The sequence below is a fragment of the Alsobacter sp. SYSU BS001988 genome (assembly GCF_054796215.1).
Genome location: NZ_JBTAMK010000025.1, coordinates 17,185 through 30,153, shown reverse-complemented (window position 1 = coordinate 30,153; position 12,969 = coordinate 17,185). Strand labels below are relative to the sequence as shown.

Sequence of the window (12,969 nt, the reverse complement as noted above, 5' to 3'; positions counted from 1 at the left end):
GCGGCGCTGCGGACGGAGCGGGAGGCGCATCTGGCCGCCGGCGAGCCGGGGTAGGAGGCGCAGTTCGACATCCTGCTCCACCCTCGCCTGCCCGAGCTGGACCGGCGCAAGGTGGAGACGCTGGAGGCTCGCCGCCGTGCTGCATGGCGACCGGACCGCGACCCCGGCCGCCTGCGGCGAGGCCAAGGCCCAGAACGCAAAAACTCCCCGGCGCTGGGGGGCGTCGGGGAGTTTTGGGAGGGTTGGTTGCGGGGACAGGATACCAGCGTTGTTTGCAGTTGCGTACTCGACTACCTCGCCTGCACCCCCGGTCGACTCCCTTCCAGGGATGACGCCGAATTTGTGCCGGGTAGTTCACGATTCTGACGGGCGGCCTGGACGCGGCAGAGCATAAGCAGACCTCTTTACATGCTGCCCTTTATACGTCCGCTGTAAGCAGTCCAAGCGTGCGATTTCCGCCCTGGCGGAAAGTAGGCCCCCTCAACGTCCGCTTTCGATTGCAATAGACGCGGGGCCGCGAGTCAGTCATCCTAAGAATCGCGCAGGCCGAAACTCAGCCAATTCAGGACGCTTCGTCCCACTCACGATCTCGTCAGCCGCCATGGCGCCCAGAGCCGGCGAAAGCGTCGCGCCGCTATGGGTCACCATGACGTAGTAGTTTTGGAGCCCCGGGACCGGACCGATTGCGGAGAGCCCGTCCTTCGGGATGGGCCGCACCGTCACCCGCGCGGCTTCAGGCTTGACCGGCGCAATACCGGGCAGAATCCGGGTGAGCCGCTCCACGAGATCGATGGCCTGATCCATGCCGGGCTCGACTCCGAGCTCCGGTGTGACCGTGGCGTCAGCCGGACCCCAATGCAGCATCAGCCGACCGGCTCCGTCGGGGCGGAAATCGCAAATCGGCGACGCCACGACGCGCTGAATCGACGCCGGCACGGGCGGGGTGAAGACCAGGAAGCCAATCGTCGGAGCAAGCGGCACCACAGGGGCGTCGCCGCCGGAAGCCTCGTTCGACCAGCGTCCCGTGCAGTTCACCACCTGGTCGGCGTAGACGGTTTCGCCGCTCGCCGTCCGTACGCCTTTCACGGCCCCACCCTCGACGATCAGCCCGGCGACCCGCGTCTGGATGCGCAGGACCGCGCCACGTCGGCGCGCGGCGCTCATCATCGCGTGCGCGTAGACGACCGGATCGAGCCAGCCGTCCCTCGGGTACCAGGCGACCGGCGCGTCGCCGATCGCCTCCGGCGCGATGTCCGGCTCCAGCTCAAGCGCCTGCTTGCGATCGATCCATTCGACAGGGTAGTCCCAGTCCTGCAGGCGCGCGACCTTGGCCTTCTGCTCGGCCTGCTCGGCGGGAGCCTTCCACTCGATCCGCCCGCCGCCGTGCCACCATGGCGTCGAGCCGAACTCGTCCATGAGCGCCGCATGAGCTCGCATGCCCGCCACGTTCAGGTCGTGGTAGGCGCGCGGCGCCTTGTTGCACGAGTTGGTCCACGCGAAGCTGACCCCGGAGGTTCCTCCTCCGACGCGGGTGGCTTCGAGCACCGTGACTTTCACGCCCGCGCTGGCGAGGCGGTACGCGACCGAGGTTCCCAGAACCCCGGCTCCGATGACGATGATGTCCGGCATGGTCGTTTTCCATCTGGAAGGAGCGAAAGGGACGTCAGTGGCTCCGGGCGGACCAGCCGTCCCGCACCAGGGCCTTGAGGTCCGCCAAGGTCATCGCCTCGAGGCCGATCTCATCCAGCAAGTCGTTCTCGCCCGCGAAATCACGGCCGTAGAGCGCCGAGAAGATGTCGATGCCGGCTTGATGGAGAGTGGCCGGCCGACCGGTCAGCTTGCCCAGCAGCACGGTCGGGCGCAGCCCGAACGGCGCGTCCTCCAGCACGTAGCGCGTGTCGATGGTGGCCGGGCCGTTGCCGCCATTGCCGCGCGCCGCAAGCTCGCGCGCCATCTGGCCCACCGGGCCGGGCTCGACATGAAAGGACAGGTGGTAGTGCTCCCGGATGGTGCGAACCTGATAGCCGGCCGCCTCGGCGATCGCCAGGCGCTCCGCGTCGAGAGCCTCCAGCAGTCGGCCGACGGAGTCGGTGTTGTTCTCGTTCTGGCCCCAGGTCTCGCCGTGCTCCATGCGGGTGAAGTTGCACAGCGCGATGCCAAGGTGGTTCTGCGGGTTGAGGTTCGACAGCGAGATCGCGAGCGCGTCGGGCCTTTCCACGAAACGGTCGCCGAACAGCGCCTGGCAGGTCGCCAGGCCCCGCGCCGCGGCGGAGACCGGAACGGTGGCGATGTCCACCTTGGCCCGAACCGTCGCGACGTTGACGCTGGCGTCGCCGGTGCGGCGACCCGCCGTGATCGTAGTTCCCCAGACCACCACGGGAATGTCCAGCCCGCGTTCGGCGATCTTCTTGGCGAGGTAGAGACCGCTGAACGAGGTGTGGGAGCTGATCAGGGCCACCTGCCCGGCCTCGAGGTGCGGCGCCGCCGCATCCATGGCCGACCGGTGGCCGTTCGCCGGCAGGGCGAACAGCACGGCGTCGGCGCCGGCGATGGCCTCGCCGGCGCTGGACGCCATCCTGACCGGGAACGAGCCGGTCAGGGCGCCCGTCGCGGTGAGCGGCTCGCCGCGCGCGATGCTCCTCCCGCTCTGGCCCGAGGGGGACCAGAGCACCGGGTCATGTCCCAGCGACGCAAGCAACGCCGCGTTTCCATAAGCGATCGAGCCGGCGCCCAAGATGGCGACACGCATGTTTATCATCCTTTATTGAATTCGATTTCAGGCGGCTGATTTGGCTATGCATTCGTCAATACTTATAGCCAGCCTTCTCCATGTATTTCTTCGCCAGCTCGAAATCGTATGCGATCGGCTTCAGGAGATCGTGGTCGTAATCTTCGGAGGTGAAGGGTATCGGCACGGTGCCAGGCTTGCCGAAGCCAGACACGACATTCTTGATGATCTGCTCGCGCGGGATCATGTGGCTCATGGCCTTCCGGACGTAAGCCGCCGCTTCGGCCGCGCGGGTCGGGTCCTGCTTGCCGAGAGGCGTCTCGACCCCGGTGCCGAACACCGGGTGGTTCATGTTGAGGCAGGTTTGCATCCACTTGAACGAGTCGAAGCGGTTCACCGTGCCCCAGGACGGGTCGATGGTGTCGAGCAACCCGCCCACGTCATACATCGGGTCGTGCGCATCGATGTCGCCGGACTTGATGGCGCTGAGCACCGCGTCGGCGCCCTGGATGTTGACGACATAGAACGTCTTTACGTTGCCGGTCGTCTTCTTCCAGTAGTTCTCGTTCTTGACGTACCTGTACGCCTTCCGGGACGGGTCGAATCCTTGCGGGATCCATGGTCCGGTGCCGACGCCGCCCTTGGCCTCGAAGACCTTGCCGTCCGAGGTCTTCACCGGGAACGTGCCCACCCACGTGCTGATCACGTGGCCGCGCAACTCCTCGGGCTTGAGCCCCTGATAGGCATGCTTCGGCATGATGGCGATCACCGGCAGGACGAAGTCCTGGAACATGATGTTCGGCTCGGGCAGCTGCACGGTGATCTCGTGCGCGCCCGTGACCTTGTAGGCGTCCTTGCCGCCCATCACGGTCGCCAGCGGCGCCTGGAAAACGCTGCCATAGGCCTTGTCGATCACAGTGTCCCAGGTGAACTTGACGTCCTCGGCGGTGAATTCCTCGCCGCTGTGCCACTTCACGCCCTTGCGCAACGTAAATACCCAGGTCTTGCCATCGTCCGAGGTCTTCACCGACTCGGCCAGCGCCGGGACAAGCTTCTTGTTCGCCCAACTGTCGTATTCGAAAAGGGCGTTGTACACGGGGCCGAAGATGTTGGCCTCGTTGTAGCCGCTGCCATACATCGGGATGAGCTGGCTAGGCGGCTGCCAGGAGGCGAAGGTGGCGGTGACGTCGCCCGTCGCGCCCTCGATGGTCCAGTTCTCCGGGCGGGGAAAGAACACCGGGTTATAGGTGGTCGAATCCATGCCCTTCAGCTTCGGATTGGTGATGATCACCTCTTCCGGGTAGAAGACGATGTGCAGCGGCTCGATCTCATACCAGCGCTCGATGAAGGCATGGATGGCGGCTTTGCGCTCCTCGGGGCTGACGGCGCGCGAATATTTCTCGATGGATTCGTCGATCTTCTTGTCCGCGATCCGGTAGAAATTCTGCCCGTTCGGCGGAACGTTCTTGCTGTGGAACAGCGTCTCCGGCAGGGGCACGAGGCCGCTGTAGTAGATGCGCTCCGAGTACATGTCCCAGCCGCCGTCCACGTGCGTCTTGCCGGTGTCGTTGGCGCGGCGGGCGATCACGACCGACGGGGGCTGGTAGCTCGACACGACGTCGATGCCCAGGCGGACGAACTGCTTGCCGATCAGGTCCGTCCAGATCATGCGCGACTGGAGGTTGTTGAAGATCATCAGGTAGAGCTTGAAGAAGGGCGGCTTGGCGAGGGCCGCCTCCGGGATGCCGCCGGCCGCGAGCGCGGCGGCTCCGGCGCCGGTCCACTTGAGCAGGTCGCGTCGGGTCGTGTCCGTAGTCATGGCTTTCCCCTCTGGTTTTGCGTTCAGTTTGTCTGGGCGGATTCCGGGGCGCTCACGCCTGGAACCGAGACGGACGGAAGGACTCCAGCTCGGGCCGCTCGCGGCCCCGCAGGACCTCGTCGGCCACCAACTGGCCGAGCGCCGGCGACAGCGTCACCCCGCTGTGCGTGACGGCGACGTAGTAGCCGTCGACGCCGCGGGTGGGCCCCACGGTCGTGAGCCCGTCGGCCGGAATGGGACGCACCGTGGTCCGCACGGCTTCGACCTCCGCGCCGGCAAGGCTGGGCAGCAGCTCCGTGGCGCTTGCGAGCGCGAGCCGCGCTTCCTCGCAGTCGGGCGTGCGGCTCTGCAGGGCGGCGAAGCGATCGTCGAGCGAGTCCTTGCGGATCATCAGCCGCCCCGCGCCATCGGGGCGGACATCGAGATCGGGCGCATGGAACGGCCGCCTGAGGTCGATCCCGACCGGCGGAGTGAACACCAGGAAGCCGATCGTGGGCGCGAGCGGCACGTTTGGCGCAGTGTCGCGCACCGTCTCATTGGACCAACGCCCGGTGCAGTTGATCACGAGGTCGGCGTGGTGCACCTCGCCGGCGGCGTCGCGCGCGCCCACCACGCGGCCCCCGCGGGTCTCGAGGCCGGTCACCCGCACGCCGCTCTTCACGACCGCGCCATAGCGTTGCCGCGCCGCCCGCAACATGGCGCCGGCGTAGAGCACAGGGTCGACCCACCCCTCCTCCGGGCAGAACACGATCTGGGCGCCGTCGGCCACGGCGTCGACCGCGATCTCAGGCTCCAGCTCTTGCAGTCGCCGTTTGTCGATGAACTCGGCGGCGTAGCCCCAGTCCCGCAGGCGGGCGACTTTCTCGGACTGCGCGGCGACCTCCGCCGGGCTCACGCGCCACTCCAGGCTGCCGCTCTGGTGGAACCAGGGCGTCGCGCCGAATTCGTCCTTGAGGGCGGCGTGCGCGCGCATGCCAGCGACATTGAGGTCATGGTAGGCGCGCGGCGGCTTGTTGTTGGCGTTGGTCCAGGCGAAGCTCACGCCGGAGGTCCCTCCCCCCACCCGCGTCGCCTCGAGCACGGTGACCTGGGCGCCCCCCTGCGCGACGCGGTAGGCGATGGAGCTGCCGAGGACGCCGGCTCCGATGACAATGACGTTCATCCTGGTGGATCCTGTTGAGTTGCCCGGGCTAGCGGGGGTTGTGACAGGCGAAGGCGTGTCCGCTCTCCGATCCGACGAGGGGCGGACTGTGGTTCGAACAGATGGGCAGCGCGGCGGGGCAACGCGTGTGGAACACGCAGCCCGAGGGGCGCCGGATGGCGCTGGGGATCTCGCCCTGGATGGCCTGGCGCGGGGGCTGCCGCGACGGATCAGGGACCGGAATGGCGGCAATCAGGGCCGCCGTGTAGTGATGGCGGGGCTGGTCGAAGATCGCGTCCGCCTCGCCGATCTCGACGACATCGCCGAGATACATCACGGCGATGCGGTTGCTGAGAAACCGGACCGAACTCAGGTCGTGCGAAATGTACAGGTAGGCGAGGCCGAGATCCTCCTGCAGGTCCGCGAGCAGGTTGAGGATCTGGGCGCGCACCGAGACGTCCAGAGACGAGACGGGCTCGTCACAGATGAGCAGGTCCGGCTGCACCGCCAGGGCGCGCGCGATGCCGATGCGCTGGCGCTGACCGCCCGAGAACTCGTGCGGGTAGCGGTCGGCATGCTCCGGCGCAAGGCCCACCCGCTCCAGCAGCCGCTCGACGGCGTCGCCCCATTCCCCCCGCGGCACGTGGCCGTGCACGCGCAGGGGCTCGGCCAGGATCTGACGCACACTCCAGCGGGGGTTCAGCGAGAGGTAGGGATCCTGGAAGACGTACTGCATGCGCCGGCGCAGGGCGAGCACCTCGCTGCGGCGGTTTCGCGCGAAGATGTCCCGGATGTCGACGCCATCGAGCCGAATGTCCCCTGCCGTGGGCTCCACAAGATTCAAGATGGAGCGGGCCGCCGTCGTCTTGCCGCAACCGCTTTCGCCGACGATGCTCAGGGTCTCGCCCTTGGCGACGCTGAAGCTGATGCCGTTGACGGCGCGAAGCTCAGCAGCAACCGTCCGCCGGAACACGCCCCGTCGGTGGAGCGGATAGCTTTTTACCAGTCCTTCGACCGCGAGAACCGGCGTGTTGATTGGGGCGCCCGCCTCGTTCGTGACCCTAGACATGGTCGGGCGCTCCCAAGCTTCCGCGCTTCAGGCAGCGCACCACCCGCCCCGCTTCGACGGCGACGGGCTGAGGCGTAAGCCGGGCGCACTCCGGCTCGGCCTCGGGACAGCGCCCGGCGAAACGGCAGCCAGTCCCGAGGGCGTGCCCCGGGATCGCGGCGCGCCCCACCGTAGGCAGGCGCTCGCGACGACCCGAGGCGTCCACCGCGTAGCGGCGGTCGATGCGCGGCGTGCTGGACAGCAGCGCCTGCGTGTAGGGATGGGAGGGCCGCGCGAAGATGGCGTGCTTGTCGCCGGTCTCGCAGACCTGGCCGGCGTACATCACCGTGATGCGGTCGGCGATCCGCGCGATCACGCCCATGTCGTGTGTCACGAAGACCATCGACATGCCGAGCCGCGCCTTGAGGGCCTCGAAGAGCTCCAGGATCTGGGCCTGGATGGTGACGTCGAGGGCCGTCGTAGGCTCGTCCGCGAGGACGAGCGCCGGATTGCACAGCAGGGCCCGTGCGATGCAGACGCGCTGCTTCATGCCGCCGCTCATCTCGTGCGGATACTGCGACAGCCTGCGGGCCGGATCGGTGATCCCCACCAGCTGAAACAGCTCCTCGACCCGTTGCATGGCGGCCGCCCTGGGGAGCTTCTCGTGCGCCTTCAGAATTTCCGCCAGCTGGGCGCCCACGGTCATAAGCGGGTTGAGGGAGTAGCCGGGGTTCTGGAACACCATGGCGAGCCGACGGCCGCGCAGGCGCTGCATCTCGCGCTGCGACTTCGCAACCAGGTTCTCGCCCTCGAACAGGATGCGACCGCCCGTGATCCGCGCGGGTGGCGGCAGTAGGTTCAGGATGGCCAGGCTGGACAGCGTCTTGCCGCTGCCCGACTCCCCGACGATGCCCATGGTTTCGCCGGCGCGAACCTCATAGCTCACGTCCTCGACGATCCGCACGGGCCTGTCCCAGGGCGGAAAGGCGATGCGCAGGTTCTCCACGGAAACGAGCACGCGCGCGGGCTGCGGCGTCTCCGTCGTGGCGGCCGGCGTTGGGGCCGCCTGGGCGAGGCCGGGACTCGCCATCAGCTTTTCGCCCGCGGGTTGAAGGCGTCCGTCAGGCCGTCCGCCAGGAGGTTGAAGCCGAGCACGGTCACGAAGATCGCTCCGCCGGGGCTGAGTGAAGCCCACGGGGCGACTTTGAGGGCCTCGTAGTTGAAGTAGAGAAGCTGCCCCCAGCTGATCGCCGCCGGATCGCCGAACCCGAGGAAGCCGATCATCGCTTCGGCCAGGACGGCTCCGCCGATGCCGAGGGCGATGATGACCACCAGAGACGGCAGGGCGTTCGGAAGGATGTGGCGGAAGAGGATGTCGGCCGAGGTGGCGCCGATGCAGCGCGCCGCCTCCACGAATTCCTGGTGCTTCAGCCGCAGGAATTCGGCCCTGGTCATGCGCGCGATGGGCGCCCAGGAGAACATCCCGATGAGCAGGATGATCACGCCCAGGTTGAGATAGGGAACGCTTTCGAAGGGCGTGTTGACGATCGCCACCCCCAGAAGCCGGACGACGGCGAGGATGACCACGAACATCGGGATGACCAGGAAGAAGTCGGTGAAGCGCATGAGCACTTCATCTGCAAGGCCGCCCCGATAACCTGCGACGCCGCCGATCAGGACGCCGATGAGAGATGCGATCGACATCGCCCCGAGCCCGACGGCCAGCGCCGTCGGCGCGCCGTAGATCACCCTGCTGGCGACGTCATAACCCATCCGGTCTGTGCCCAGCGGGTGCGTCCAGCTCGGCGGCGCTTTGGCGCCCGGATCGATCATGGCCGACTGGTCCTGCGGATCGAAGGGGGCGACGAACGGACCGACCACGGCGGTGGCCACCACCAAGAGCACGAGAATCAACCCCAACATGCCCGTCCGGCTGCGGGCGAAGCGGCGCCAGCCTTGGCGCCAGACGCCGTTTGCAGGACGGCGGACAGGCGTGCTGGACGGCGTCTGAACGGCGGCGAAAATCTGCTCGCTCACGGCGTCACTCCAGGCTGATGCGGGGATCGATGAGGACGTAGATCACGTCCGTGATCAGGCTCGTCGCGATCAGCATGAAGGCGATCACGGTGCTGGCGCCCATGATGACCGGGTAGTCGAGCTGATGGATGGAGGAGACGTAGAGGTAGCCGAGCCCGGGCCACGTGAAGACGGACTCGGTCACCGGCGCGGTTCCCAGCATCAGGCCGATCAGCAGGCCCAGATAAGTCAGCATCGGGATGAAGGCGGCGCGCAGGGCGTGCACATAGATGACCCGCCGTTCCGGGATGCCGCTCGCCCGCATGGCGGCGATGAAGTCGCTCTTCAGCACGTCCACCATGTTGGAGCGCATCAACAGGGTGAGCGTGGCCGTGTTGAAGAAGGTCAGCATCGTCACGGGCAAGATCTGGTGCCAGATGGCGTCCAACAGCGGGCTGCCCCACAGCGGATTGCGCGTGGAATAGGCGCCGTAGCTCGGCAGCCAGTCGAGCGTGTAGGAGAAGACGAGGATCAGCAGGACGCCGAGGAAGAAGGCCGGCAGCGACTGCCCGAGAAGCGCCACGCCCATCACGGTGAAATCGGAGCGCGAATGCTGGCGGCGCGCTGCGGTGATCCCGAAGACGATGGAAAGCCCGAGCGCGATTATCAGCGCCGGGACCTGGATCTTGAGGGTCTGCCACCCCCATTGCAGGATCATCGATCCAACCGGTTGGTTGTAGATGATGCTGGTGCCGAAATCGAGGTGAAGTAGCCGCCCGAGCCACAGGAAGTATCGTGCGATGGGCGGATGATCCAGGCCGTAATAGGCCTTCATCTTGTCGAGGACTTCACCCGTTATTCCGGGAGTCTCGGCCATCATCAGTTCGATCGGATTTCCGATGGAATTGATGAGAAAAAAGATCGTGGCGCTGACCCCCAGCATCAGCACGGCGGCGAAAATCAGGCGTCGGGCGAGGAAGACGGCGATGCGTGGCAAGGAAACGCGCCTCTCTTCTCTGAATTTGCAGAAGAGCGCTGCCCCCGTCACTTCCCTCTGGAAGGACAATGCCAGCTCTTTGATCTGCATCAACGTGAAGGGAGCGTAGGGGCGTTATGATGTCGCAGTCAAAGAACATGTTTTTACTAAGTCATTCCTCCAGGTTATAGCCGGCGGGCTGCGCTGCGTCGCACAGCTTCATGTCTCCGTACGGAAGCCGAGGCGCTCAAACTCATCCTCGAGATCCTGCGTCAGCGCGTCGGCTAAGGTTGAACTCGTGAGATTGAGCGGCCTCAAGTGCCAGACCGGGAAAGAAATTCCAGGTTTGAAGGGCTTCAGCACGAGGCCGCGCCCCTTGAAGGCCTCGGCGTTGATCTGGTCGACGATCGCCACCCCGGCGCCGTTGGCCACCAGGGCGCAGGTCATGTGCGCCATCGGCGCCTCGATCATGATCCTCAGTTGGACGCCAGCCGCGTCGAACGCCTTTTCGATGATGGTGCTTCGTTCCACCGCGCCGATGGAGATGAAGTCCTCGCCCGCCAGATCGTCGGGCTGCAGCTCGCGCGCGCCGGCAAGCCTATGCCCTTCCGGCACGATGCATACGCCCGGAATGCGGGCGATGACCCGGCAGGCCACATTGGGGTGCTGCGTTGAAGCGTTGGTGATGCCGATATCGATCTGCCCCGCGATGGCCCACTCGATCACGCGTTCCGAGCTGCGGGAATGGAGGGCGACCGTCGTGTTTTCGTGCTTTCGCCGAAAGCGCGCGATGAGGGGCGGCATCATCGTTCCGGCCAGTGCGGGCTTCACCCCGAGGTTGAGCCGCCCGAGACGCATCTCCCGGATGCCTTTCGACATCCGTTCGAGTCTCTCGATGGCCTCCCAGGTCCGCTGAACTTCCGAGTAGAAGAGTTCGCCGTCACGGGTCGGCTTGAGGCGACCTTTCAAGCGCTCGAACAGAACGATTCCCGTCGTACGCTCAAGATGAACGAGCATTTTGCTGGCTGCTGGCTGAGAGATGGCCATGATTTCGGCCGCCTGCGTCAGCGTTCCAAATCTCATGATGTGACGAAAGAGCTCGACATGCCGCAGATTCAATCCGCCCCTCCCCAGCCGCCGGCCCGTCCTGAAGTCAAGCAGCGATGTGATCCGTAGACCGGAGCTTCGGGCATTCGGGTCGCGGGTCAAGATGTCGCGTGTCGCTTGCGTTTCCCGTGTTGCTCCGCTTTCGCGCTGGGATGTGAGCCACGTCGCATTGCATCTCACCGACGTCACTTCCGGCTCCAGGCGCAAGCAGGCAACCGCGCCGCATTTGACAAAGTCCGGGCATGGCGGCCGTCCATCCCTGGATCTATATACCTTCCGCCATTCATTGACCCAGGGTCTGCGACGCGCCAGCATCGACGCCCGTTATTGAGCGGCCGTCAAATCGAAGCGTCGATCGAGAGTCAGACGAGCCCTGTCGACATCATGCGCAGGCGCAGGGCAAGTTGGAGATTGGAATCACCGGCGACTTGGCCGGGAACCTCGCGCTGGAGACCAAACGCATGCGGCCCGCCCAAAGCATGCGCGGGCCGCAAGGAACGATGGTTGCCGGGACAGGAAACCCGCGTTGTTTGCACTTGCGTACTCAAGTGCCTCGCCTGCACCCCGGTCGACTTCCTTCCAAGGATGACGCCGAATTTGTGCCGAATGGTCCAAGATGCTGGCGGGCGACCTGAAAACAGCAAAGTAGCGTTTCAGAATGGAGGAAGCGTCTTCCAGCTATCTCCCATCCACTTCTCGTAAGCCTGCCCGATTTTTCCGTTTAGAATGTTGACGAAGAGGAACGTGTTGACCCAGCGTTGGAAGTCGAGGTCGCCGCGTCGAACGCCCATGGCGTAGACATTGTCGGTCAGCTTCACCTTGGGTTCGAAACCCTTCTCAGGGTAGCGCTTGCGCAACTCCGCCGCCAGGTAGGACACGGTGCCGGCGGCGTCGACCTGGCCGGCCACGAGGGCGTTCAAGTTGGCGCTGTCGTCAGCGAACTGGATGATCTGCATTCCCGGGACGTTCGCCTGCATCAGGATATTGGCGTAGGCGGAACCACGGGACACCCCAACTCGCTTGCCGGAAAGGTCGGCCAGGCTCGATGCCTTCAACTCCGGCGGGCCAATCACCATTGACTGGTGCATGCCATAAGGGGATGTGAAAAGGACGGACTTCGCCCGCTCGGGGGTGATCTGCAGCGTCGCAGCGATGACATCGGCCTTGCCGGTCAGCAGCGTCGGAATCCTGTTTTCGTTCGTGACAGAGACGATCTCGAGCTGCACGCCGAGGTCCTTCGCCAGCATCCTGGCGATCTCGACGTCATATCCGTCTGGCTCCATTTTAGCGTCGGTCGTGCCAAAGGGCGGAGCAGCGATATTGACGCCGACCAAGATCTTGCCGCGCTTCAATACAGCGTCGAGCGTCTGGGCGCTCGTCGCCACCGTACCAGCCGTCATGAGAAGCAGCGCCGCCGCCGAGGCCCGCGCGAAAGTCCTTAAAGCGTTCAGCATCGACCTGACTCCCGTTGGTGAAGAATGGCGCTGTCATGGATGGGCATGACGATGCTCCAACCATTCGGACAGCAGGGTGAACGGCAGGCACATGACGAAATAGGCTGCAGCGACCATGCCGAACGCGAAGAGAGGCTGGAACGTGGCGTTGCTGACGATCTGGCCGGCTCGGGTCAGCTCCACGAAGCCGACCAGCGCGGCCAGCGAGGTGTTCTTGATCAACTGAACGGTGAACCCGCAGGTCGGGGCCAATGCGATCCGCAGCGCCTGAGGGAAGATCACGAGGCGAAAGCTCAGCCATCGCGTGAGCCCGAGAGCGGCCGCGCCCTCCCGTTGGCCGTGTCCGATCGAGGTGACCGCGGCGCGCCAGATGGTGGAGAAATAGGCGCCGCCATAGAGAGTCAGCGCGAGCGCGCTCGATAAAAGCGCGCCAAGCTCCAGACCGAGCGCGCTCAGTCCGAAGTAAGAGATCAGAAGCAGGATGAGGAGCGGCGTACCCTGCACGAACTGGACGAAGATGGTCACTCCGCCCCGAGCAGCGCGGTGACGTGCTAGGCCGACCGCGGTCAGCAGGGCGCCGAATACGGCCCCACCCGCGAGAGCGAAAGCGGCCAGCAGAAGCGTCCAGCGCGCCGCCAGGGCGATGTAGACCATTTCGTTCGGGCCGAAGCTGCGCATAG

Annotated in this window: 11 protein-coding genes; all 11 read right to left on the bottom strand. The window is 65.6% G+C overall.

What is annotated here, in order from left to right; all coding sequences use genetic code 11:
- Nucleotides 1-525 precede the first annotated feature (525 nt).
- The gene (locus ACYVO7_RS24625) at nucleotides 526-1,629 is read right to left on the bottom strand and encodes an NAD(P)/FAD-dependent oxidoreductase (RefSeq protein WP_460452409.1); all 1,104 of its coding nucleotides are present in this window, start codon (nucleotides 1,627-1,629) and stop codon (nucleotides 526-528) included.
- A gap of 34 nt (nucleotides 1,630-1,663) precedes the next feature.
- The gene (locus ACYVO7_RS24620) at nucleotides 1,664-2,749 is read right to left on the bottom strand and encodes an NAD/NADP octopine/nopaline dehydrogenase family protein (RefSeq protein WP_460452408.1); all 1,086 of its coding nucleotides are present in this window, start codon (nucleotides 2,747-2,749) and stop codon (nucleotides 1,664-1,666) included.
- A 55-nt stretch (nucleotides 2,750-2,804) separates the two neighbouring features.
- Nucleotides 2,805-4,547 (bottom strand): ABC transporter substrate-binding protein, encoded by a 1,743-nt coding sequence (locus ACYVO7_RS24615; RefSeq protein ID WP_460452407.1) that lies wholly within the window; start codon nucleotides 4,545-4,547, stop codon nucleotides 2,805-2,807.
- A 52-nt stretch (nucleotides 4,548-4,599) separates the two neighbouring features.
- A complete protein-coding gene (locus ACYVO7_RS24610; RefSeq protein WP_460452406.1) occupies nucleotides 4,600-5,709 on the bottom strand; it encodes an NAD(P)/FAD-dependent oxidoreductase in 1,110 nt (369 codons plus the stop codon).
- Between the two features lie 28 nt (nucleotides 5,710-5,737).
- Nucleotides 5,738-6,661 (bottom strand): ABC transporter ATP-binding protein, encoded by a 924-nt coding sequence (locus tag ACYVO7_RS24605; RefSeq protein WP_460452405.1) that lies wholly within the window; start codon nucleotides 6,659-6,661, stop codon nucleotides 5,738-5,740.
- A gap of 88 nt (nucleotides 6,662-6,749) precedes the next feature.
- Nucleotides 6,750-7,826 carry an ABC transporter ATP-binding protein gene (locus ACYVO7_RS24600; RefSeq protein ID WP_460452404.1) on the bottom strand — a complete coding sequence of 359 codons (1,077 nt, stop codon included), beginning with the start codon at nucleotides 7,824-7,826 and terminating at the stop codon, nucleotides 6,750-6,752.
- Nucleotides 7,826-8,773 (bottom strand): ABC transporter permease, encoded by a 948-nt coding sequence (locus tag ACYVO7_RS24595; RefSeq protein ID WP_460452403.1) that lies wholly within the window; start codon nucleotides 8,771-8,773, stop codon nucleotides 7,826-7,828. The genes ACYVO7_RS24600 and ACYVO7_RS24595 overlap by 1 nt, the downstream gene beginning before the upstream one ends.
- 4 nt (nucleotides 8,774-8,777) lie before the next feature.
- Nucleotides 8,778-9,749 carry an ABC transporter permease gene (locus ACYVO7_RS24590; RefSeq protein ID WP_460452402.1) on the bottom strand — a complete coding sequence of 324 codons (972 nt, stop codon included), beginning with the start codon at nucleotides 9,747-9,749 and terminating at the stop codon, nucleotides 8,778-8,780.
- A 198-nt stretch (nucleotides 9,750-9,947) separates the two neighbouring features.
- The gene (locus ACYVO7_RS24585; RefSeq protein ID WP_460452401.1) at nucleotides 9,948-10,847 is read right to left on the bottom strand and encodes a LysR substrate-binding domain-containing protein; all 900 of its coding nucleotides are present in this window, start codon (nucleotides 10,845-10,847) and stop codon (nucleotides 9,948-9,950) included.
- A gap of 641 nt (nucleotides 10,848-11,488) precedes the next feature.
- On the bottom strand, nucleotides 11,489-12,289 hold the full coding sequence (locus ACYVO7_RS24580; protein ID WP_460452400.1) for a transporter substrate-binding domain-containing protein: 801 nt from the start codon (nucleotides 12,287-12,289) through the stop codon (nucleotides 11,489-11,491).
- Between the two features lie 33 nt (nucleotides 12,290-12,322).
- On the bottom strand, nucleotides 12,323-12,967 hold the full coding sequence (locus ACYVO7_RS24575) for an amino acid ABC transporter permease (protein ID WP_460452399.1): 645 nt from the start codon (nucleotides 12,965-12,967) through the stop codon (nucleotides 12,323-12,325).
- Nucleotides 12,968-12,969: the final 2 nt, after the last annotated feature.